15 protein-coding genes are annotated in these 22,378 nt (G+C 33.5%); 14 read left to right on the forward strand and 1 reads right to left on the reverse strand.

All coding sequences use genetic code 11. The annotated features are described in order from the left end of the window. The 10 genes from PEDSA_RS04170 (at position 1) to PEDSA_RS04215 (ending at position 12,773) form a co-directional block, all read left to right on the forward strand. The gene (locus tag PEDSA_RS04170; protein WP_013631900.1) at positions 1-1,074 is read left to right on the forward strand and encodes a glycosyltransferase; all 1,074 of its coding nucleotides are present in this window, start codon (positions 1-3) and stop codon (positions 1,072-1,074) included. 117 nt (positions 1,075-1,191) lie between these two features. Beyond that, the gene (gene asnB, locus PEDSA_RS04175; RefSeq protein WP_013631901.1) at positions 1,192-3,087 is read left to right on the forward strand and encodes an asparagine synthase (glutamine-hydrolyzing); all 1,896 of its coding nucleotides are present in this window, start codon (positions 1,192-1,194) and stop codon (positions 3,085-3,087) included. A 54-nt stretch (positions 3,088-3,141) separates the two neighbouring features. Then, a complete protein-coding gene (locus PEDSA_RS04180; protein WP_013631902.1) occupies positions 3,142-4,221 on the forward strand; it encodes an NAD-dependent epimerase in 1,080 nt (359 codons plus the stop codon). Between the two features lie 366 nt (positions 4,222-4,587). Further along, entirely contained in the window at positions 4,588-6,312 is a 1,725-nt protein-coding gene (locus PEDSA_RS04185) for a pectate lyase family protein (RefSeq protein WP_013631903.1), read from the forward strand. A 125-nt stretch (positions 6,313-6,437) separates the two neighbouring features. Next, positions 6,438-7,622: a glycosyltransferase family 4 protein gene (locus PEDSA_RS04190; RefSeq protein WP_245546826.1), complete on the forward strand. Its 1,185-nt coding sequence runs from the start codon at positions 6,438-6,440 to the stop codon at positions 7,620-7,622. A gap of 66 nt (positions 7,623-7,688) precedes the next feature. Beyond that, positions 7,689-8,657: a hypothetical protein gene (locus tag PEDSA_RS04195; protein WP_013631905.1), complete on the forward strand. Its 969-nt coding sequence runs from the start codon at positions 7,689-7,691 to the stop codon at positions 8,655-8,657. Then, on the forward strand, positions 8,654-9,187 hold the full coding sequence (locus PEDSA_RS04200) for a GNAT family N-acetyltransferase (RefSeq protein WP_013631906.1): 534 nt from the start codon (positions 8,654-8,656) through the stop codon (positions 9,185-9,187). The genes PEDSA_RS04195 and PEDSA_RS04200 overlap by 4 nt, the downstream gene beginning before the upstream one ends. A 46-nt stretch (positions 9,188-9,233) precedes the next feature. After that, entirely contained in the window at positions 9,234-10,268 is a 1,035-nt protein-coding gene (locus PEDSA_RS04205) for a GNAT family N-acetyltransferase (RefSeq protein WP_013631907.1), read from the forward strand. Positions 10,269-10,463: 195 nt separating this feature from the next. Beyond that, positions 10,464-12,260, forward strand: a complete 1,797-nt coding sequence (locus PEDSA_RS04210) for a polysaccharide biosynthesis protein (RefSeq protein ID WP_245546828.1) — start codon at positions 10,464-10,466, stop codon at positions 12,258-12,260. Positions 12,261-12,413: 153 nt separating this feature from the next. Then, positions 12,414-12,773, forward strand: coding sequence for a helix-turn-helix domain-containing protein (locus PEDSA_RS04215; protein ID WP_013631909.1), 360 nt, complete (start codon positions 12,414-12,416; stop codon positions 12,771-12,773). 56 nt (positions 12,774-12,829) lie between these two features. Here PEDSA_RS04215 and PEDSA_RS04220 read toward each other — a convergent pair whose 3' ends face one another. Beyond that, complete coding sequence (locus tag PEDSA_RS04220) at positions 12,830-13,891, reverse strand: response regulator (RefSeq protein ID WP_013631910.1); 1,062 nt, start codon at positions 13,889-13,891, stop codon at positions 12,830-12,832. 975 nt (positions 13,892-14,866) lie between these two features. Here PEDSA_RS04220 and PEDSA_RS04225 point away from each other — a divergent pair. From PEDSA_RS04225 to PEDSA_RS04240, 4 genes are all read left to right on the forward strand, one after another. Then, the gene (locus tag PEDSA_RS04225; RefSeq protein ID WP_013631912.1) at positions 14,867-15,148 is read left to right on the forward strand and encodes a helix-hairpin-helix domain-containing protein; all 282 of its coding nucleotides are present in this window, start codon (positions 14,867-14,869) and stop codon (positions 15,146-15,148) included. Between the two features lie 3 nt (positions 15,149-15,151). Next, a complete protein-coding gene (locus tag PEDSA_RS04230) occupies positions 15,152-15,595 on the forward strand; it encodes an SRPBCC domain-containing protein (RefSeq protein ID WP_013631913.1) in 444 nt (147 codons plus the stop codon). A gap of 270 nt (positions 15,596-15,865) precedes the next feature. Then, positions 15,866-19,777: a hybrid sensor histidine kinase/response regulator transcription factor gene (locus PEDSA_RS04235; RefSeq protein WP_169311977.1), complete on the forward strand. Its 3,912-nt coding sequence runs from the start codon at positions 15,866-15,868 to the stop codon at positions 19,775-19,777. Positions 19,778-19,893: 116 nt separating this feature from the next. Further along, positions 19,894-22,377, forward strand: a complete 2,484-nt coding sequence (locus tag PEDSA_RS04240) for a glycoside hydrolase family 2 protein (protein WP_013631915.1) — start codon at positions 19,894-19,896, stop codon at positions 22,375-22,377. The last annotated feature ends 1 nt before the right edge of the window (position 22,378 follow it).

Here is a 22,378-nt window from a genome sequence, read left to right on the forward strand (position 1 = left end):
ATGGCAAATCGAATACTCTTTATTACTTCTGGAATGAACAGAGGAGGAGCTGAAACTCAACTCTTAAAAGTAGCAATGTTTCTTAGAGATAAGAAATACCAAATCAAGATAATCTCCTTAACATCTACTAATGAATTTGATATAGATTACGATAAGGAAAAGATACCAGTGGTATTTCTAAAACCTTGGAAAACTAACTTTTATTCAAATTTAAAAACGCTTTACTCTATTACTAAGGATTATAAGCCAAATGTTGTAATAGCTTTTATGTTTATTTCCATCATTTTTGCTCGTTTATTGAAACTAGTTTTTAGATTCAAACTGATCTCGAGTATAAGAACATCGGTCCTTCCGAGAAAATGGTATATCCCCTTTAAGCTAACAAATGGATTAGATGATGAGATAATCTATAATTCTATTGCTTCTAAAATAGATTTTGAAACAAAAAAGCTGATAAATAAAGGAGGTAAAGTTATACATAATTGTATATCAATACCCGAAACAGAAGATCTGATTAACGTAAAATCAATATCTTTTGTATGGGTGTGTATAGCACATTTCAGATGGAACAAAGATTATAAAACTTTATTTCAAGCTATCGAAAGAATGAAAGGGCTAAATTTTCGAGTGGATATTGTAGGGGGGATTGATAAAAAATATTCTTCCTGGGCAAATCAATTTATTGAACAAGCAGATATTGGAGCTCATGTAAGGATTTTAGGGTTCAGAGCAGATGCGCAACATTTTTTGAAACAGAGTAATGCATTTGTTCTATCTTCTTTTTCCGAGGGGATGCCAAATGCACTTTTAGAAGCCATGGCTCATGAAAAGCCTGTTGTAGTAACGGATATTGACTGTAATAGGTTAATCGTACAGAGCGTAAAATGTGGATTTTTAGCCGAAAAGCAAAATGCAGAGGATTTAGCTATAAAAATGAAAGCTATAATGGAAATGACAGAAGCAAAAAGATCTCTGTTGGGGCAGAATGGAAGGATTTATATTGAAGAGAATTTTTCCGAAGGTGTAGTTCTTGATCATTGGCTTTCTACAATAAAATCATTAGCAACAGCCTAATTAATTTATAAACCAAGAGAGGCTGTTTCAAAAAGGTATTTTATCGTTTTGAACGCTCTCAACGAAAAGATCTTTTTTGATCAGCCTCTCTTATTCATTGAAAATTTCAGTTTAATTATGTGTGGAATTTTTGGAACCTTAAATTTCAGCGCTTCGCATAGGGCGCCAGAAATATTCTGTGGTCTTTATCATCGTGGTCCTAACGATCGTGGCCTTTATAAGAACGATAATGTTGAACTTTTCCATACCAGATTAGCTATTCAGGACTTAAGTGAGCAGGGAAAGCAACCAATGCGTCAAGACCATGTTGTTATAGTTTTCAATGGAGAAATTTATAACCATCTTGAGCTTCGAAAAAAATATAATTTACAAGCAGAATCAAATTCAGATACCCAAACCATTTTGATGCTTTATAAAAAGCTTGGAATGCAAATGCTGAAAGAATTCGATGGGATGTTTGCTTTCGCACTTTATGATGAGCAAAAAAAGCAGCTCTTTCTTGCAAGAGACAGAGCGGGGAAACGTCCACTTTATGTTTATCAAAAAGGCGATTCCTTAGTATTTTCATCAGAACTAAACACCTTGTATAAAATAACAAAGCCCTGTGTTAATTATGAATCACTATCATCTTATTTATATATAGGCTATCATTATAAACAAGATACTCCATATAAGGAAGTTATCGATTTACAAGCTGGAAGCTATTTGCAAATAGATACCGTCAGTTGTAAATCAAATAGTATTAGATGGTTTGATATTAGTCAACATTATTTTAAAAGCAACAATATCAAATATCCAGATGCAATTACTGAATTGGATGCTAAATTAAATTTAGCTGTAAAAAGAAGAATAGAAAGTTCAGATTTGGATGTAGGTTGTTTTTTAAGTGGGGGAATTGATAGTGGGTTGGTGACTGCGATTGCATCAGGATATAAAGAAAAGCTAAAAACATTCACAGTAAAACTAGACGGAGCATATGATGAATCAGCTTTAGCTTATGAAGTTGCCAACAAATATGCAACCGAACATACAGTTGTCGATATAACTTTCGACGATTTAAATCAAAATATTGAAAAAATTCTGATTAATTACGGAGAGCCATTTTGTGACAGCTCTGCAATACCAAGCTATTACGTTGCGAAGGCTGCCAAGCAACACATCACGGTAGTATTAAACGGAGATGGAGCTGATGAATTATTTGGGGGTTATAGGCGATACGTACCTTTCAGATATTTCGATTTTTTTAATACTTCAGCTTTGTCAAAATACACTTTCAAATCTTTATTGAATATTTTGCCGATTGCAAATGAGAAAAAAAGCAGATACAACTATTTTTATCGCATGTTGAAGTTTGCAAGTTATCGTAAAGATATTGAGCTATATACATCTGCATCTTATGACCTTCTTGTCGGATTTGAAAAATACTTTGTAACCCAGCCAAATTTGGGGGAAATAGAAAATGATCTTTTGCGATATAAACAGTATAATCTTTCTTCATTAAGCAAGATTTTATTGATAGACTTTGAGGCAATCCTATTCAGTGATATGCTTCCGAAAATGGACATCGCTACCATGTCGAATTCATTAGAAGGAAGAAGCCCTTTTTTGTCAAAAGAGATCTTAGAATTTGCACCTGGTTTAGAAGATAATTTTAAAATAAATAATCTGCAAACTAAGAAGATTTTAAGAGACTTATCGCAAAAATATCTTCCGGACAATCTGATAAACCAACCGAAAAGAGGTTTTGAAGTTCCTTTGAAACGATGGATGGATACGCAGTTGAAGGAAATTGTAAATGACTATTTATTATCAAAAGGTGCTTTATATCCAAGTTTAGTAAACAAGAATTTTATTCACGATTTAATGAACAGAAAAATAAAAATATCCGATGAACGCCGGGCCAAGATATTATATAACATTTTCGCTTTGGAAGTATGGCATAAAAATTTAAAGTCTAATGTAGTTTCTCACGATACGACATTTTATAAATCACAAAACTTACAGCTTACCTAAGAGCTGACTGATCTAACGAAAAACATTTATTAATCTTCTTAAATACTTTCTATCATGAAAATTTTAGTAACAGGAAGCGCAGGCTTCATTGGATTCCATTTAGTGAACAGTTTATTACAAAGGGGAGACGAAGTTGTAGGGATAGATAATTTAAACGACTATTATGACGTCAATTTAAAATATGCAAGGTTGGCTCAGGCAGGAGTTTATCAGGAAACAATAACATATAAAAAAGAGATTCGAAGCTCACTTTTTGAAAACTATATTTTCGTGCAACTGGATATTACGGATGAAAAAGGCTTAAGCGCATTGTTTAAAAAGCATAAATTTGACGCTGTCTGCAATTTAGCTGCTCAAGCAGGGGTAAGGTATAGTTTAATAAACCCGAGTACGTATATCGATACAAATATCAAAGGTTTCCTGAATATTTTGGAATGTAGCAGGCATACCAACATGAAAAATCTGGTTTATGCAAGTTCTTCCAGCGTATATGGATTAAATAAAAAGATGCCTTTTAATGTGAAAGACAATGTAGACCATCCTGTTTCGCTGTATGCCGCTTCTAAAAAAAGTAACGAATTAATGGCTCATGCCTATAGTCATTTATTCAATATTGCTACAACCGGCTTGCGCTTCTTTACTGTTTATGGCCCATGGGGCAGGCCTGATATGGCAGGTTTTTTGTTTGCTAAAGCCATATCGGAAGGAAAATCTATTCAGATATTTAATAACGGAAACATGAAACGGGATTTCACTTATATAGATGATATAATAGCAGGTGTTATTACGGTTATAGATAATCCTAATTATAACGGAACGGAAAGTTGGAGTGGACTAACACCAGATCCGTCTTGTTCTAAAGCGCCGTATAGAGTATTTAATATAGGAAGAGGGAATTCTATAGATTTGATGAGTTTTATCAACGAAATAGAAGGTAATCTCGGTACAAGAGCTCAGAAGACATATTTACCTTTACAAGATGGCGATGTAGTATGTACTTGGTCCGATGTTAAAAATTTAAAAAAAGAGTTCGACTATGAGCCAAAAGTGTCTGTAAAAGAAGGTGTAAAAAGATTTACAGATTGGTATAAAAGTTACTATCTGGATAGACAAGATCAGCATATAGCTGTTTAAACATATTTAAATGACATTGTAATGACATTTTATTGATCTATATCATAGGTTTTTAGTTTTATAATTTGTATTATTTTGTAACAAATTTAGTACATTAAAACAAAAATGACATTTTTAAATCTGAAAGGCAAATCCTACGCTTCTGGATTGCCCTCTGTTTTGAATAATTTTATTTTTTTATAAATTTTTTAGTTATATAAATATGATAAATTACTGACATTTTTAATTAAATTTTCAATTTAATTAAATTTGGTTTTATTGAAAAACAATTGATGTCATATAAATAAATATTGATTTTCCTAATTCTTTCGAATGTACCCTATTCATTTATACGCTCGTTTAAATGAGGTATAAAAAAAGAATTAAATGAAAATCAAAAACAGTTTTAAAAAAGGCTCACTCATGACATCGTTCTTATTAGTTGCGTTAATATTTTCGCAATGTCAAAAGGATGTTAACACAATTCCTAATATTGAGGAAGAAGCAGCAAGAAAAAATAGTAATGGGACAACCTCAATTACTTCAGGTGAACAAGTTAAATTAGATTTGACCAAAGCATCTAAGGAATCTGGCTATGCATATTATATGGATTTGAATATCCCTATTTCAGGAGATTCAGATACTCAGCCAACAGTCTCAAGTTTAAAAGTATTTGAAAACGGAAAAGAATTGGGTCCAGGGCATGCTTTACATAAAGAAATAAGAAGTACTGGTAATGGACGCTTTAGCCATTGGGGCAATAGTTTATACTTTTCAGCTTCAGACAATACAAATCCCTCAACTAATGGAAGAACTTATACCATTTCGTATGCGGGATCTAGCGGTGCCGGAAGTGGAACGGGTATAACTTCTCCGATTGTCGCAGACGGACAGGTTAAACTGGATTTAACGAAAGCGTCTAAAGAATCTGGTAATGCTTATTATATAGACATAAATGCTCCTATTGCAGGCGATTCAGGAAGTCAACCAACTGCCTCAACTTTAAAATTATTTGAGGATGGGAAAGAATTAGGACCGGCACATGCTTTACATAATGATATCAGAAATTCTGGGCAGGGACGTTTTAGCCATTGGGGAAATAGCTTATATTTCTCAGCATCAGATAATACAAATCCGTTGACTAACGGGAGAACTTATACTGTGTCTTACACTGGTTCTACGGGCTCTACCAATAATTCAGAGTCAGGAGTTGTAACAACACCTCCATCTTTTTCTACAGACTTACCTATCGGTTTTGCTTCCGTAAATGGAAAAACTACTGGAGGACAAGGTGGAAGAACTGTAACTGTAAGTACTATTGCAGAATTTACCAAAGCAGTTGGTTCGTCAGAAACATTAATCGTTCAGGTATCGGGTAATCTTAAAGGTACCGGAATGATTAGAGTGGGATCAAACAAAACGATATTAGGGCTAAGTGGTTCTTCTTTAGACGGTGCAGGTTTGGCCATATATGAAGTAAGTAACGTTATTGTAAGAAATATGAGAATTAGTAATGTTGTAGGTGGCGATTGCGTTACTATAAAATTTGCATCTCATCATATCTGGATTGATCATAACGAGTTCTGGCATGATAGAAATCATGGGTGGGATTATTATGATGAATTACTTGAAGTGACAGACCGTTCAGATTTTGTTACAATTTCCTGGAATAAGTTCCATGACAGTAATATCGCATTACTTATTGGTAGTGGCGACTTACAAACTACGGATATTGGGCATTTAAGAGTAACACTGCACAATAACTATTTCTATAATAACTCCGAGAGACAACCGTCTACAAGATTTGGATATATCCATTGTTTCAATAACTATCTTTATAATGGAAGTGGATACGGTATTGGTGTGACTATGGATGCTACAGTTAGAACAGATAATAACTACTTTGAAAGTCAGAAATATCCAATTTTCACAGATTACAATGCAAAGCCTGGATATGTTAGTGGAGCAAGTACAAATATTTATAAAAACTCCGGTGAAAATAAGATATCAACAAAAGAATCTAATTGGATACCTGAATATGAATATAAATCTGCTTTAATACCAGCAGCAGATGTACCGAATGTTGTAAAAAATGGGGCAGGACCTCGATAAGTCATTGGGTTTATAATCCAAATTAATAAATGTTTGAAACACGCTTGTATAATACAAGCGTGTTTTTTTCTGGAAGTATTTCTACGCTATCAATTCTTCTTACTACTGATTATAAAACTGTATCTATGGAACGCAAAAAAATACTCATAGTCTGCGATTCCTCTAAATCCCTTCTGGATTTTAGAGGTAAATTAATAGAAAGCCTAGCATATAAAAACGAAATATTTGTTTTTACACCACAGATTAAGCAAGATAATGTCCGTGATTTATTAATTAGATTAAAAGTCAATATCTATGAAAACAAATTGGAATCTAGCAATGTATCCATATTTTCAGATTTAAGATATATACTGGATCTCTATAAACTGATTAATAAAGTAAAGCCTGATGTATGTTTTTCTTACGCTTTCAAACCGGTTATTTATAGTAGTTTGGTAGCTACTGTCTGTAGAGTAGGTAGTGTTGTGCCAATGTTAACCGGTTTAGGATATAATTTCTCAACAAACGGTTCGAAAAAGAAATTGGTTACCCGAATAACTAAATACCTTTTAAAATTAAGCTTGATGTCTCCTAGAACCAATTTAATTCTACAGAACAAAGACGATTATCAAACTTTAATGGCTGAGAATGTAATATCCTTAAAACGTAAAGCTTTTGTCGTTAATGGTTCGGGAGTAGACTTGTCACATTATAACGTTTCAGATCCACCGCCAGGTAACCGTAATTTTTTGATGATTTCCAGATTAATAAATGCAAAGGGCATAAAGGAATTTTACGAGGCAGCCAAGCTGGTAAAAGAGAAACATCCTGAATCTTCGTTTACTCTTATTGGAGCGTATGATAACAATATCGACGCTATAGAAAAGGCATTGTATAATGAAATTTGTTCAGGTACGACTATCAATTACTTAGGAGAAGTACAGGACGTAAGAGAACATATTAAGGCTTCTTCGGTAGTTGTTTTGCCTTCTTATTATGGGGAAGGTGTGCCACGGTGTTTGCTCGAAGCAATGGCTATGGGAAGAGCAGTAATTACAAGTGATTCTGTTGGATGCAGAGAAGTGGTGAATTTAGAAAGAGGAAAGCAAAACGGCTTTTTAATTCCAGTAAAGAATTATAAGGAATTGGCCGATAGAATGATCTATTTTTTGTCTCATCCAAAAGACATTAAATCCTTTGGGTTAAATGGATACAAATACGCACTGGAAAAATTTGATGTTATAAAAGTCAATAAACACATGGTTGATATCATAGAAAACAACCACTATACTCATAGCAAAATTGTCGGCTTTCCGGTTTTGTTGAGTTAGAAAATCCCTTTCTTATCCAGATTAATTTTTAAATCTATTATAAACCTCTCAAAATTGTAATTGTACATGCGACACTACGCCCGAAGAGTTAAGGCAATTGGCGGCTATTTGGAATTGCAATTGCCCTCAGGTAAAGAGTATTATCCTGATTTAATCAAGCTGAATACAGCAAGAAATGCGTTGGAATATATCGTTAAAGTAAATCAATACTCTTTGGTTTATGTGCCTTATTATACATGCGAAGTTATTTTAGAACCGCTAAAAAAGCTTGGAGTCACTTTTCATTTCTATACTATAGATAAGAATTTAGATCCTATTATAGATTTTAAAATAGCTCCAACAGAGTGTCTGTTATATACCAATTACTTTGGCATTAAACAAACTACTGTTAACAGACTTAGCAGATCCATTAAAAACTTGATTATAGACAATTCACAAGCTTTTTTTGCGAAACCAATAAGAGGAATAGACACTTTTTACTCCTGCAGGAAATTCTTCGGAGTATCAGACGGAGCCTATCTGCAAACTAATATTTTATTATCGACAAAATTTGAAAGAGACGTTTCTGTATGGCGTGTATCACATCTTTTGAAAAGTATTGATCTCAGTGTAGAAGAAGGATATCAGGACTATTTAGAAAGCAGGGCCTCTTTAAGTAATGGTGCCATTAAAAGAATGTCTAAGTTAACTGAGAGGGTGCTTAAAGGAATTGATTATGAAGAATGTAAGTCTATCAGAATACGTAATTTCAAAATAATCCATGAGGGATTGGGAAGATATAACACACTTTTTATAAACCTGGAAAATATTGATGGACCTATGGTTTATCCGTTTTTAATAAATAAAAAAATCAGAAAAAAGCTAATAGATAAAAGAATATATATAGCAACCTATTGGCCTAATGTGTTAAAATGGACTAGTGAGCGAATGTTTGAAAATTATCTCACTGAGCATTTGGTCGGAATCCCGATAGATCATAGATATAATGAAGAGGATATGGAACGAATTTTAAATATAGTAAAGCAAATGATATGAGCGCAGCTATTTACTTAAGAGAATTAAGCATCGAGGATGCTGAAATATTATATAAATGGAGAAATGAACCGGAAATTTGGGTATTTACAAAATTCCGCCCTCTTACAGAAGTCACATTGGAAACAGAAACAAAGTGGTTAAAGAAAGTTCTTAATAACAAAAATGAGTATCGTTTTGCAATTTGTTTAAGTCAAGATGATAAATACGTTGGTAATGTACAGCTTTTAAATGTTGAGAATGGTAATGCGGAATTACACATTTTTGTTGGGGTAAGAACTCTGTGGGGAAAAGGAATAGGAAAAGCAGCTACAATTAATATACTAGATTTTGCTTTTTATGAACTTAAATTGGAATCAATTTTTTTGGAAGTTCATAAAGAAAATAAGAAGGCTAAAGGTATTTATAACTCACTAGGATTTAGAGAACTAAATCGAAAAGGTCAGGAGGGTAACACTTTTGCCTACATGGAACTTCGCTCTAAATCATATAGAATGAATTGTGAAAAGCTAAAATTAAAAAAGGTCTCGTGAAGTAGCAGAAACCTTAACATCTACCTGACAAACAAATTTAAATTTTATGATACATCTAATTGATTGTAAAGAGAAAAACAGATGGGATAAGTACGTTAAAGAATCACTAGAAACAGCCTTCTGTCACACCAACGATTATCACTCCTTAGAAAAACACAAAGAGTCATTTTTATTTGTATTTGAGGAAGATTGGGGATTTATTGCAATTCCATTTTTAAAGCAGCCTATTCCGAATACAAATTATTATGACTTAACCTCTGTGTATGGTTATGGCGGTCCCATTTCAAATTTAGACCTCCAAAATTTGGATGAGGAGCGGTTAAATTTGTTTGAAGAGAGCTTCTTGCGTTTTTTGAAAGAAAACAATTTTGTCTCGGTTTTTTTAAGGCTTAATCCATTTACTAACCAAAGTTGCTTATTTAAAAATATTGGTGGGCTATTTCCAAATGGAAGAACAGTTGCTATTGATTTAAACTTGAGCGTGGAGGAAAGGAGAAGACAATATAGAGCAAACGTAAAATATTCTATAAGAAAATGCAAACAAAAGGGGTTTTGTTTGGAAGAAGTAAATTCGGAAAAAGGATTACACCATTTTATGGATATTTATAATGCAACTATATATCGTAAAAATGCATCTGAGTTTTATTTCTTTAGTTTTGAATACGTCTCGAAATTATTGCGTTCTACTGAATTTGAAGCAAAAATATATGTGGTCTATGACGGAGATATACCAATATGTGGTACATTGATAATTTTTTATAATGAAATAGTCCATGTACATTTAATAGGGACAGTTTATGATTATTACAAGTATTCTCCGGCAAAATTCACAGTTGACAGATTGTGTGATATTGGGAAAGAAAAAGGAATGAAATTTTTGCATTTAGGAAGCGGAGTTTCTTTTAAAGAGGATTCGTTATTTGAATGGAAAAAAGGGTTTTCTAATATTCTTCTGGATTATCATAGCTGGCGCTACGTTCCTGAAAAAAGTATCTATTTAACATTAGTGAAAAATAGGGGAATAGACCCAAATACGCTGATAGACTTTTTTCCTTTATATCGCTATAAGTTAATAGGATAGAGCATTCTATTGATTAATTTATTTAAAATTTCCTACCAAATACCTATGAAAAAAATAATTTTTAATGAAAAAATATATTCCAGGTGGCTTATATTATTTATTGATAGTTTGATAATGACTTGGACATTTTGTATGTCATTTTTATTAGTCCACAAATTTCAATACCAAACAATTTCAATCCGCGAATTTTTGACCATGCTTATATTAAGTAATACAATTACTGTGTTGGTTTTTGTAGTAATGAAAATTCATTGTGGAATTATCAGACATTCTAATACAGGAGATATTCTGAGAATAGTAACCGCTGTAGCAGTAAGCAATTTGGCTCTGTGGGTTTTATTTCAATTATTAACAAATTTAAGTCTTGCTAGTAATGTAAAATGGTTTAATGAAGTTATAATGGTTAACTTCTTTATGGAAGCGTTGCTATTAGTTGTTCTGAGAACAGCTGTCAAAACTTTGTATAATTATGTTAAACAAACGGAAAATAAGAAAATAGAACCTATTCTAATATACGGATCAGATAAAAAAGCTATTCTAATTAAACAGGCTTTTGATTTTGCATCTGAAAGTAATTATAAATTGATAGGCTTTGTTGATAATAATACGGACAGATGGCATAAAAATATTGAACAAAAAAAGGTTTATCCGATAACTGATATCAAACGACTAAAAGAAAAGTATCAGGTACAAAAGATAGTTATAATGGACGAAAGTTTGAGTAAAACAGATCAATCCAGTCTTATAGATAAATGTATTTCTCTTGGAATTAAAGTGATTATAGTACCTCCGTCTGCGCAATGGTTAAATGGCCGTGTTAATTTGAAACAAATGCGGGAACTTAAAATAGAGGACTTGCTACAAAGAGATCCGATAGTTTTGGAGAATGAGAATGTTTTAAAAGAAGTAGAAGGTAAGTGCGTATTGGTGACAGGTGCTGCAGGGTCAATTGGTTCCGAGATAGTAAGACAACTTATAAAATTCCAGCCTGGTAGAATAGTCCTCTGTGATCAGGCAGAAACACCGCTACACGAATTGCAAACTAGCATTGAAGATAACTTTCCGGATGTATCAGTCTCTGCTTTTATGTGTAATATTCAGAATAATACCAGACTTAAACGATTATTTAGTACTTATCATCCGCAAATTGTTTTTCATGCAGCTGCTTCCAAACATGTTCCAATGATGGAAAATCATCCATGCGAGGCTATTTTAACGAATGTTTTAGGAACGAAACAGTTGGCAGATATCTCAATGGAATACAAAGTCGAAAAATTTGTAATGATTTCTACGGATAAAGCCGTTCGACCAACAAATATAATGGGCGCATCCAAGAGATTAGCAGAAATGTATATCCAGTCTTTAAATTTTTATCAACTTAGGGACTTACCAATGGATGACATGCTAAAAATGCCGTTGATGTCTCAAATTAGGACAAAATTTATCACTACAAGATTCGGTAATGTACTTGGTTCAAACGGTTCTGTAGTTCCAAGATTTAGAGAACAAATAGAAAAAGGCGGACCGATAACAGTGACTCATAAGGAAATAACGAGATATTTTATGACCATACCTGAAGCCGTACAACTTGTCTTAGAAGCAGGAGCCATGGGCAAGGGAGGAGAGATTTTTATTTTCGAAATGGGAAAACCGGTGAAAATATTTGATTTGGCTAAAAATATGATAAAGTTAGCTGGATTTTCAACTAATGAGGTAGATATTGTGTTTACAGGACTAAGACCCGGAGAAAAGCTCTATGAAGAATTACTGAATGATAAAGAGCAGGTTATGCCAACTTATCATGAGAAGATTAAAATATCCAGAGTTGTAAATCATCATCACAACCACATAAAGAAATCAATAGATGAGTTATTAGAGCTTGTCGCTTTGGATGATGATTTTAGCCTGGTAAAGAAAGTAAAAGAAATTGTTCCCGAATATATAAGCAATAATTCAATTTACAACGAATTAGACAGGATGGTGATCAACTGATCTATTGATGAGAATCAGTAACAATATTGATACAAATCAATATCAAAATCGGGATAATACATTTTCTTTGTATAGAAAACATTGACAGCGGACACTTTTCGCTGAAATCGTATTGTTCCTATGTGAAATTTTGTACAATTTAAATTTACGCTCATGCACAATGGTGAAATTGTAGAACTAGTAATTCGTCGTCACGGCTTAAGTATTACAGAAGTTTCGAGGAGACTTCAAGTTAGCCGGAGATCTATTTACAATTGGTTTACGCAGCAAAATCTGGCACTTAATGTTATTTGTAGAATAGGAGAGGTCCTCGATTACGACTTTTCTATAGACATGCCAGATCTGTTTAATGCTACGGATAGTCAGGTAAATGTAGCCAGATCTCACTTTAAGCAAGCAATAGGTGATTATCAGAATTCTGCAAGCTATTGGAGAAATAAGTACATCAGCCTACTTGAAAAACACAATGACATGTTGAACCAATTTAGAACTACAAATTTACAGCTTGTATAAAATTTGTGGCTAAACAAAAAACGGCGTTGCAAATTTGCAACGCCGTTTTTTGTTATTTAATATTTTAAAAACCTGAGTTTCTTCTCATCTAAAACAACAATATGTCCGTTGTTTCCCACTTCTATCAGGTTCTCCAGTTTAAATTCTTTTAATGTCCTGATCATCGATTCCTGGGAAGCTCCTATTATATTAGAAAGATCTTCTCTAGATATATCAATGATGTGTTTTCCTTGATTAGTTTCGTTAAATTTATCTATCAATTTTATAATACCCTGAGCTACTTTTTTTCTTAAGGAATTATAAGCCATATTAAGAATCATTTCTTCGTTGTCGGAGATATTTTGAGACATCAGTTTAATAAACTTTTTTGCCAGAGAAACATCTGTGTAAATATGACTCAGAAAATCCTCCTTGGGTATTAAAATTAAGGATACATCTTCTAAAACCTGAGATTTTTTAAGATAATTAGACTCTTTGAAAATTTCTGTAAACCCAAAAAAATCTCCTTTTCCATATATACCCGTAATCAATTCCTTTCCATCGCTGTTTATTAAGAACTCTTTAATTTTTCCTTCAGTAATATAATAAAGAAACAATGGGCGTTGTCCTATTTCATAAAGTATGTGTTTCTTTTTATAATGAACAATTTCGTGATCAGCCCGTATCAATTTGGATTGTTCAATATCAAAAAAATCCTGATCTAAGCCATTTTGAGATTCTGTATAGCTATGCAGTTGTTTCGCATGCATCTCATTCTTCTGTAGTCTGGTTTTTATAGTATTCAGCAAATCAACTTCGTTAAAAGGTTTTACCAGGTAATCATCGGCCCCCAATGTCATCCCTTTTCTTAGGTTATCCGGTTCACTACTTCCACTAAGAAAAATAAAGGGGATAGTTGCTGTTTTTGGATGATTACTTAAAATGTGCAAAACACCGTATCCATCAAGGTTCGGCATTTTTATGTCACAAAGTATTAAATCGGGCAATTCCCGCAAAGCCGTTTCGACACCTGACTTGCCATCATTTGCACAGTAAACATTATATCCTGATAAGTTTAAAAGCAGGGAGATATTTTCGCTCAGCAGACTGTCGTCTTCGATAATTAATATTTTCTTCATAGGTAGCATTAATTTAGATAATAAAAATCAGCGATTTCAAGAACATCTGTTCATTTTCAATATGTATCATTAGTTATTTATTCATATTTATTTTTTATATGCACAATAAAATCGGCTTCTGTCCGTTTATGATACATTAGGTGTCTTATTGTTAAGTCATCAATTGGGCCAATAAAAACAAATCTAAATCGCAAGTCAGCTTTAAAGAGTTTATCTTGCGTAAATAAGGTTTCTAAGGTCATTAAGTTTACTTTTTTAATTAAAACATATATGTAAATTAAACGGTAGGCTAAAGAAATTTATTTTCAATGTGTAAATGATGCAACCAATTTGGGGAAATAAATCTACATTCCACATGATTTTCGTCAATTGTTTGCATGATATATATCATTGTTTTAGGTGATTATTCCAAAAATTAATAAAATTCCTTTATATTTTCTTAATTTTTAGGAATAAAATGCGTAAATTAGAATGAGTCTAAACTAAAGTAGGAGGACTAATTGGAAATTTATTTGTTAAATTTTTTTCGGAGATTAATCTTCGCTACAAAAAACTCAACTTCTTCCTTGAGAGAGTCATATCTTACTTTGTAAAATATAGAACAGTTGATTCCAATTTATATGGAAATTAAAACGAAAAGCGTCGAAACTTATTTAATGAGATTTCAAAAGAACAAACTGTTTCTTTTGAATTATTTAGAAACTTTTTGAAAGAATTGGTTCTCCAGGCAATAGAAATTATCAATTATGGGGATTCCTACACTAAAATTAAAGGGTAATCTGGTTCATTATGGAATATTAAAAAACAAGCTAGTTTACCCTGGACAAATTGTATAAATAAATTTCAAAAGGAATTGAAAGGATTTAAAACTTCAAAAGGTATAGTGTAATTTCCATTTGATCAGGAATTTCCTAAAGATGTTGTAAAGCAAATGCTGATATATAGAATAGAAGAAAATTTGAAAAAGAAAAACAAATGAAATCGTTAAGAATTTGTGCAAACGGACATAAATATTTTAAAACAAGTGATTGCCCGGTATGTCCGGTTTGTGAAGGAAAAAGAGAACCACATGCAAGTTTTATGATTCAGTTAGCTGCGCCTGCAAGGAGAGCTTTAGAAAATGCTGGAATTGACACATTGAATAAACTATCGCTATATTCCGAAAAAGAAATACTAAAATTACATGGAATCGGAAAAACTGCAATTCCTAAACTTAAAGAAGCCTTGTTAACAAAAGGATTAACATTTAACGAATAAAAAATGAAACTAACTATAAAAGCCAAAATACAAATTTCTAAACCGGCAAAGCAAGTTTTTGATGCTATTATCGACCCGGAAAAAATGAGCAACTATTTTATAGAAAGAGGATCTGGTAAAATGGAAACCGGAGAGTCGGTTATTTGGAACTTCCCGGAATTTCCAGACGATTGCCCAATAAAAGTTAAAGAAATAAAACCTGATAACTTTATTTCTTTTTCATGGGACAATGGGAATGTCGAAACATTGGTTTCAATTAAATTAGACGAAGTGAGGGGTGGAACCGTTGTTACTGTAGTTGAAGATGGTATGGAAAATGATGAAAAAGGTATACAGTGGCTTAAAGGAAATACCGAAGGATGGGCAAATTTTCTGGCTTGTCTTAAAGGGTATTTGGAGTACGGAATAAATTTAAGAAAAGGCGCTTTTGACTTTATGAAGCAATAATTCCTAATTTTTAATATTCGCCGGCACTATTAATTGAATTTTCCTGATTTTTTGAATAACGAAGCATATTTGTTATGTTTACATGTAAGAAAATACTCCAAAATTTTAAAATAAACTACCCCGATATTGCCCCTTTAAATTTAAATTAGCATAATTGAGAAAACTATTTCTCCACCAAAATCTAATTTGTCATATATGCTTGCTGCAAAGAGATGGAGTTTTAAACTGTTCATAATCCTTTTTCTTGTCTCTCCGTCAATTTTCGCCCAAATGAAAAATACATTTGAGCATATCACTGTTGAACAAGGTCTTTCCCAAAGTGCAGTGTTATCCATTGCGCAGGACAGCTTGGGCTTTATGTGGTTCGGAACAAAGGACGGTTTAAATCGGTACGATTCGAAAAATGTAGAGGTTTATCGAAGTAAATCAAAAGATCCTAAATCTTTAAGCAGCAGTATAAATATCAATACCCTTCTTGTTGATTCTAAAGGTTTTTTATGGATAGGAACGCAACATGGCTTAAATAAGTATTTGGCCGAAAGTGATTCTTTTCAGCAATTTCTACATCGGGGGGATAATCCGAAAACAATTTCTAATGAGGTTATCAGATCTTTATTCGAAGATAATGAAGGGAATGTTTGGGTAGGTACCGAAAAGGGATTGAATAAAGTGCTGCCAGACGGAAGTATCGAAAGGTTTGAAGTAGAAAAGTATAGTAAAAATGGCTTAACAAATGACTTTATTAAAACAATTTATCAGGATCGGCAGGGCATTATGTGGTTGGGAACTACCGGTGGTTTGGTGAAGATGACAAATGCGGGAAAAACGTATAAATTTAAATTTTACGAGTCAGATAAAAATAAAGAAAATTCAATATCAGGTAATGATATTAGTTCAATAATCGAAGATTACCAAGGGAATTTGTGGATAGGAACACGATTAAAAGGGTTCAATCTCTTTGATCGCAACAAAGAAACATTTGTTAGATTCGATATTAGGTCGGGGGTGGGGTTAAGCAGTGATGATATCAGGAAAATTACGGTAGATAAAAACGGGAAGCTATGGATTGCCACACTTGGAGGAGTAAACATTTTTAATCCTCTAATTAGCAAGGTAGAACAAATATTTGTTAACGAACCCGAGAATCCCAACAGTTTAAGCCAAAATTCAACCTATGATATTTATCAGGATAAATTGGGCTCTATGTGGATCGGAACCTACTTTGGCGGGCTGAATATTACCCACACTTTAAATCCTCCATTCACTTTATATCAGCATTTCTCTTATAAAAATTCTCTTAGTAGCAATATAGTTAGCGCAATGGTGGAAGATGGTTATGGGAATCTATGGATAGGGACAGAAGGAGGCGGTTTAAATTATTTGGATCGGAAAACGGGTAGATTTAAAGAATACAAACATACTCAGGGCGAGGAAAATTCGCTAAGTTCCAATCTTGTAAAAGATCTTGCTTTAGACGCAGAAGGGAATTTATGGGCAACGACGTTTGAGGGGGGCTTAAATGTATACAATCCTAAAACTGGTAAATTCCGAATATATAAACATACTTCATCATTAAAATCAAATAGATTATCTAATATCTTAATAGACAGCAAACAAAAGGTTTGGGTAGGAAGCAGAAATGGCCTGTTTATTTATGATAGCCATTTAGATATCTTTAAACAAACAGATGTACCGCATTCCTTTATATCATCAATTTATGAAGATAGTGAGGGCCGAATCTGGGTAGCAAGTGATACCGGTTTGTTTTTAAAAGGGAACAAATCAAATCACTTTGTCAATATCACATTAAAAGATAATCCATCCTGGTTTTTACGTATAAATGCAATATCAGAAGATTCAAAAGGAAAAATATGGTTTGCTACACATAACGGAATATTAGTTTACTCGGATAAAGATAAGACGGTTAAACTTTATACCGAAAATCAGGGTTTGCCTACCAATTCTATTTTAGGAGTAATAGAAGATAACCAAAAGAATTTATGGTTTAGTACGACAAAAGGGCTGGTTAAGTTTGAAAAAGGCATATTTAAAACTTACAATACGGCAGATGGTCTTGCAGGGAATGTTTTTAATTTTAACTCTTTTTTGAAAGGCGGAAACGGAGAACTCTTTTTTGGTGGTTTTAATGGTATGATAAGCTTTAGGCCGGAGGATATCAAGGAAAATAAAGCAAAACCTACAGTAATTTTAACCGGAGTTTATTTACCTGATAAAGTTGTTAAAGTAGGTGACGAAACAGAAATATTAAAAAAGGCCATTTGGGATACTCCTAAAATAGGTATTCCTTATAAAGAAAGTGTTTTCAGTCTCGACTTTGCAGTTTTGAATTACATAAGTCCAAATAAAAACAAATACGCATATAAATTAGAAGGCATCGATAAGCAATGGATAGAGCTGCAGTCACCTAATATTTCCTTTAATAAACTTTCTGATGGAGAGTATATATTATTGGTAAGAGGAAGTAATAATGATGGTGTTTGGAGTGATATTAAAAAGCTTAAGATAACGATCTATCCGCCGTTTTGGAAAAGTTGGTGGGCTTATCTTTTTTATCTTGCGATAATAGCGGGTATTGGTTTTGTTGTCATCAGGTATTTTATCATGGAAGCCCTGTTGAAAAAGGAACATGAAGTTCACCAATTGAAAGTAGATTTTTTTAGAAATGTTTCTCACGAAATCCGAACTCCTTTAACCCTGATTTTAGGTCCAATTGAAAAGTTAATAGGAGATCCGGAAACGAGTTTACCAATTAAGGACCAATTATCAGGAGTTAATAAACATGTAAAGCGTCTGACCAAACTTATTAACGAACTGCTAGACTTTAGCAAAGTAGAAGCAGGTAAGATGAAACTGCGTGTTGAAAGAGTCAATTTGGTTGATTTTACACATGATATTTATCAGTCTTTTCAATACAAGGCAAGAGAAACAGGTATTCAATATCGTTTTAGCAGTGCCAAGTCGTCGATAGAAGCTTATATAGATAAAGCTCAGTTAGAAAAGGTTTTCTATAATTTATTGTCAAATGCTTTTAAATTCACGCCTAATGATGGTAGGGTTGATGTTACTATAGAAGAAACTGCTACTGATATTTTGGTAAGAATAATCGACAGTGGAAAAGGAATTGGTAAGGAAAACAAGGAAAAGATATTTACAAATTTCTATCAGGAGGATACCGATCAAAGGAATATAGGTACCGGTATAGGATTGGCGTTATCGAAAAGTATCGCAAAGCTGCATAAAGGTGATTTAATAGTTGAAGACGATGATAGAGAAACAATATTCTGTCTTTCATTAAAAAAGGGGTTCGAACATTTAAATGAGTTTGAAATTATAGAAGACCAATACGAAGGTAAATTAGCAGATTATGATGTAGATGTTGAAGAACAGGAAAATGAAGCTGAGTTACCTTCCATACTTGTGATAGAAGACAATAAAGAAGTACGTGATTTTGTTGTGGATACGCTAAAAGAGAAATATAGTGTATTAACTGCCGAAAACGGAAGCGAAGGATTGAAGCTTACATTGACTCATATGCCCGATATTGTAATAAGTGATGTTATGATGCCGGTTATGGATGGAATAGCGTATTGCAGAGCAGTAAAATCAGATGAAAGGATAAACCATATTCCTGTAGTTTTACTAACTGCCAGAACAGGAGAATCCGATGAATTGGAAGGATTGAAAATCGGTGCTGATGCATATATGACAAAACCTTTTACGATAGATAAGCTTAAATATACCGTTTCTAATCTTGTTGCTTTACAGGAAGCAATGCGCAGCAAATTTACAAGAAGATTGAGTTTGGAACCTAATCAACCCGAAACCGAACATCCTGACAATCGATTTATAGAAAAAGTATTGCATCTTTTGGAAGAGAACATTGGTAATCCAAATTTTGGAGTAAATGATTTTGCTTCGGAAATAGGAATGAGTACACCTATCTTCTATAAAAAAATTAAGGCCATTACGGGGCTTACTGTTAATAATTTTATGAAGTCTTTCAGGCTAAAAAGAGCCCTCCAATTAATGGAACAAAAACGCGGAACAATTTCCGAAATAGCCTATAATGTTGGTTTTACCGATCCAAAATATTTTAGCAAAGAATTTAAGAAGCAATTCGGGAAGACGCCAACAGAGTTTATTTCGTGCCAATATAGTTGAATTTTGTAAAAAGATAGGTGTTATTTTTATAAAATGACACCTATTTTTTAAGAAAGTATACCTTCCTCAGGCGAATTTTATTTTAGGTTTGTTTCAATAACCTAAAGAAAGTTTTAATGAAAATTCCTTTTAAGATTAAAGCCGTACAAATCAGACAAGCTTTATTATGTCTCTTTGTTCTAGCCGGTCAGATGGCATTTGCCCAACAGTCTAAAAGATTGACTCAAAATTGGGAATACCTAAAAGGAGATCTAGGAAGTGTTTGGGAAGCTATGCGCCCGGCAAAACCAGGATCTTCAGAATCGGTGCCGTTATGGTCGAATGTTATTTTACCACATTGTTTTAATGAAACAGATGCTGTAGATCCCAAAGTAAATTATTACGAAGGACCGGGTTGGTACAGAACAAATCTGAAATTAGAAAATCCGTATAACAAAGGACGTATTCTATTGCATTTTGAGGGTGCAGGACAAAAAACCGAAATTTATGTTTATACTAAAAAAGTAGGTAGCCATGTAGGTGGATATGACGAATTTACGGTAGATATTACAGATGCCGTAGAAGAGTTTAAAAAAGATCCATTATTCAAATCACAATTTAAAGGCTTAATACCTTTGGCAATCAGATGTGATAATACCCGCGATCTGGAAATGATTCCTTCAGATTTATCAGATTTTAATGTTTACGGTGGTTTATACCGTTATCTTAATTTAGTTTATACACCGCAAGTTTCTGTAGACAAACTTTTTGCTTTAGCAGAAGTAGATGCTCAGGGAAAGCAAGGACAGCTAAAAATTACCGGAAGATTTTATAATCCTATTGGTCTGAATACAGCTAATGTAAATATATTGGTTAAAGATCCGCAGGGAAAAACTGTGTTTACAGGTAAAAGTGATATAACTTTATCCAGCTCAGACCAGGTACTTTGGACGACAAAATTGAACAAGCCGGCGCTTTGGTCACCTGAAAGGCCACAGTTATATTCAGTTGAGCTAACTATTAATGCACAAGGTCAGGAATACAAGCATATCGAAAAAGTAGGTTTCAGACATTTCGAATTCGTTCAAAAAGGGCCATTTATGCTTAATGGCAAGCGACTTTTGCTAAGAGGCACACATAGACATGAGGATCATGCAGGTGTAGGTGCGGCAATGACAGAAGAAATGATTAAAACTGAAATGAAGATGATGAAGGATATGGGCGTGAATTTCATTAGATTGGGACACTACCAACAGTCCAGAATTGTACTTCAAGAATGTGATAGGTTAGGCATTTTGGTTTGGGAAGAAATTCCATGGTGTCGCGGAGGCTTAGGCGGTGATGTTTACAAGCAACAAGCCAGAAGAATGCTCACAAATATGATTGAGCAACATTATAACCATCCATCGGTAATTATTTGGGGTTTGGGTAATGAAAATGATTGGCCTGGCGACTTTACGTATTTCGATAAAGAGCAGATCAGAACTTTCATGAAAGAGCTTAATGATTTAAGCCATAAACTGGATAAAACCAGAAAAACAGCTATCAGAAGATGTGATTTCTGTAAAGACATAGTGGATGTATATTCTCCATCAATTTGGGCTGGTTGGTATAGAGGTATCTATCAGGAATATAAAGAAGTTTCTAAGAAAGAAATGGAAGGGGTGAATCATTTCCTTCATGTGGAATGGGGAGGTGATAGCCATGCGAGAAGAAATGCTGAAGAACCGGAAAAGATTATCAATAGATTAAAAATTGGTGGCGAAGCCGATGAAAGAGCTGGAGATGCCACTTTCTACGGTGGTGATGCTCGTTTTTCTAAAGATGGCGATTGGAGTGAGAGCTATATTTGTAATCTAATAGACTGGCATTTAAAAGAACAGGAAACTATGCCATGGTTAACGGGAGCAGCTTATTGGCCTTTTAAAGATTTTTCAACGCCGGTAAGACCAGAAAATCCGGTTCCTTATATGAATCAGAAAGGCGTTGTTGAACGTGATTTTACCAAAAAAGAGGCTTATTACGTTTTTCAATCATATTGGACAGCAGAACCGATGTTGCGTATATCTGGACATAACTGGCCAGTAAGATGGGGAGATAAAGGAGAGCAAAAAGTAGTTAAAGCTTATTCGAATTGTGATGAGGCAGAGCTTTTCTTCAACGGTAAAAGTATGGGAGTTAAGAAAAGAAATAGTCAAAACTTTCCTGCAGCGGGTTTAAGATGGAATGTTGTTTTTAATGAAGGGAAAAACACGATAAAAGTAGTTGCCAAAAAAGGAAAAACTGTAGTTACCGACGAGATTACTCAATATTATCAAACAGCAAAATGGGGTAAGCCAGCAAAGTTAACTTTAGAAAAGATTGCCGAAGATAAAGACACCGTAACGTTAGAAGTTAAATTATTCGATGCCAATAATGTGCAATGCTTAGAAGCAGCAAATTATGTTAGTTTTGAATTGGCCGGAGATGGAAAACTGATCGATAATCAGGGAACATCAACAGGTTCCAATTATTTGCAGATGTATAATGGCAGAGCAATTATCAGGGTTACTAAAAATAAAGGTAAAAGTGTTGTTTCTGCAAAATCAGAAGGAGTACCTACCGTATTCATTAACTTATAGT

This window comes from Pseudopedobacter saltans DSM 12145 (assembly GCF_000190735.1).
Taxonomy (GTDB): domain Bacteria; phylum Bacteroidota; class Bacteroidia; order Sphingobacteriales; family Sphingobacteriaceae; genus Pseudopedobacter; species Pseudopedobacter saltans.